Below are 2,584 nucleotides of genomic sequence, written 5' to 3'. Positions count from 1 at the left end.
CCGTGCGCACCTCTATAACCCGCGCAATGTCGTGCCCGAGTCGAAGATGCCGTCTTACCCGTGGCTGGTAGAGGACACCCTCAGCGGACAGGACACCGCGGCGAAGATGAAAGCGCTGCGCACCGTTGGCGTGCCTTATAACGAAGAGGACATCGCCGCTGCGGGCGACGCCGTCAAGGGCAAGACTGAGATGGACGCTCTGGTGGCCTACCTGCAGGTGCTCGGTACCGCGCTGCAGAACAAGCGCTGAGATCGACTGCCAGCTTTCGAGAACGACGCGCCGCAGGGCAGCCGTCAGGGAACCAACATCGCGGGCAGTTCGAGCGTTCGGGCTGCCCAGGAGTAACAGATGAACGCATTCTGGAGTGGATACATCGCCCTGCTGACGCTGGGCACCATTGTCGCTCTGTTCTGGCTGATCTTCGCCACCCGTAAGGGCGAATCCAAAGGCACGACCGACAAGACCATGGGACATTCCTTCGACGGTATCGAGGAATATGACAACCCGCTACCCCGGTGGTGGTTCATGCTGTTCATCGGCACTCTGGTGTTCGGCATTTTCTATCTGGTGCTCTACCCGGGCCTGGGTAACTGGAAAGGGGTCATGCCGGGCTATGAAGACGGCTGGACGCAGGACAAGCAGTGGCAGCGTGAGGTTGATCAGGCTGACGCGAAATTCGGTCCGATCTTTGCCAGATATTCCGCCATGCCTGTGGCGCAGGTCGCTCAGGATGAGCGGGCGCTGAAGATCGGTGGCCGACTCTTCGCCAACTATTGCTCGGTTTGCCACGGATCGGACGCCAAGGGCGCGGTGGGTTTCCCGAACCTGGCCGATAGCGACTGGCGCTGGGGCGGCGACGCCGAAACCATCAAGACGACTATCCTGCACGGTCGGGTTGCAGCGATGCCGGCCTGGGGCCAGGTCATCGGTGAAGAAGGCGTGAAGAACGTCGCGGCCTATGTACGCAATGATCTGGGCGGTCTGCCTCTGCCAGAAGACAGCGATGCAGACACCGTAGCGGGTGGTCAGGTCTACGCTCAGACCTGCTCGGTCTGCCACGGTGCAAATGGGGAAGGCATGACGGCCATGGGCGCGCCGAAACTGACCAACCCTGCCGGCTGGATTTACGGCTCCAGTCTGCCTCAGTTGCAGCAGACCATTCGTCACGGCCGCAACGGACAGATGCCTGCGCAGGAACAGTACCTGGGCAACGACAAGGTGCATCTGCTGGCGGCATACGTATACAGCCTGTCGCAAACGCCTGAGCAACTGGCGAAGCAGTAAAACCCCTAACAGGGCGGTACCCCATACCGCCCTGTTTTCAATCAAGCCTCCCACCTAAATGACGACATGCGACGCTCTGTCGCAGACCACTCGACACATCCCTTCTTTGCCATACGAGCAAACCGCTTCCATACTCTTCGGCACTCGCCAAGATCCCGCAGAACTACAAGGCGAAACCCTCGATTCAGCACAGCATCGTGGTGTGCCAAGCGATCCTGCGACCCGCATGGAAGACGCTTGAAATCAGAGCCGGAACGGCATCAAGGGGGCTGGAGCTCGTTTGCATTACCCCCCTCCTTTCTCCATACTTGCCGCCGTTTTTGCCCCCCTTGATATGCCATTTAGCGTGGAAGCCTTGCATGAGCACAGCAATAAGTGAGACTGCATATAACTATAAGGTGGTTCGCCAGTTCGCCATCATGACGGTGGTGTGGGGAATCATTGGAATGGGTCTGGGAGTCTTTATCGCCGCGCAGCTTGTGTGGCCTCAACTCAACTTCGACCTGCCCTGGACCAGTTTTGGTCGTTTGCGCCCCCTTCACACCAACGCGGTGATTTTCGCCTTCGGCGGTTGTGCCCTGATGGCCACGTCCTTTTACGTGGTACAGCGCACCTCGCAGGCCCGCCTGTTCTCGGACGGCCTCGCATCATTCGTGTTCTGGGGCTGGCAGGCGGTGATCGTTCTGGCGGTGATCACATTGCCGCAAGGCTTCACCAGCTCGAAGGAATATGCCGAGCTCGAGTGGCCGATCGACATCCTCATCACCCTCGTATGGGTCAGCTATGCCGTGGTGTTCTTCGGCACGATCATGAAACGCAAGGCTGCTCATATTTATGTAGGTAACTGGTTCTACGGTGCCTTCATCCTGGTCACGGCGATGCTGCATATCGTCAACAACCTGGAAGTACCGGTGAGCTGGTTCAAGTCCTATTCGATCTACTCGGGCGCAACCGATGCGATGGTTCAGTGGTGGTATGGCCATAACGCCGTGGGCTTCTTCCTGACCACCGGCTTCCTGGGAATGATGTATTACTTCGTACCCAAGCAGGCTGGCCGTCCGGTTTATTCCTACCGCCTGTCTATCGTGCATTTCTGGGCATTGATCACCCTCTACATCTGGGCGGGTCCGCACCACCTGCACTACACCGCACTGCCGGAATGGGCACAGAGCCTGGGCATGGTGATGTCGATCATCCTGCTGGCACCGAGCTGGGGCGGCATGATCAACGGCATGATGACCCTGTCAGGCGCCTGGCATAAGCTGCGCACCGATCCGATCTTGCGCTTTTTGGTGGTCT

Annotated in this window: 3 protein-coding genes; all 3 read left to right on the top strand. The window is 58.8% G+C overall.

Annotated features, from left to right (window positions below; genetic code table 11):
- Positions 1–250, top strand: a 250-nt coding sequence (locus NA637_RS24620; RefSeq protein WP_256075159.1) for a cbb3-type cytochrome c oxidase subunit II, incomplete at its 5' end; no start/stop codon positions are given.
- Positions 251–349: 99 nt separating this feature from the next.
- Positions 350–1,285 (top strand): cytochrome-c oxidase, cbb3-type subunit III, encoded by a 936-nt coding sequence (gene ccoP / locus NA637_RS24615; protein ID WP_256075158.1) that lies wholly within the window; start codon positions 350–352, stop codon positions 1,283–1,285.
- Positions 1,286–1,644: 359 nt separating this feature from the next.
- Positions 1,645–2,584: cbb3-type cytochrome c oxidase subunit I (locus NA637_RS24610; protein WP_256075152.1), on the top strand; the 940-nt coding region annotated here is incomplete at its 3' end.

The sequence above is a fragment of the Stutzerimonas stutzeri genome, from assembly GCF_024448935.1.
GTDB classification, from domain to species: domain Bacteria; phylum Pseudomonadota; class Gammaproteobacteria; order Pseudomonadales; family Pseudomonadaceae; genus Stutzerimonas; species Stutzerimonas stutzeri_AO.
This window is presented reverse-complemented; position numbering and strand designations above follow the sequence as displayed.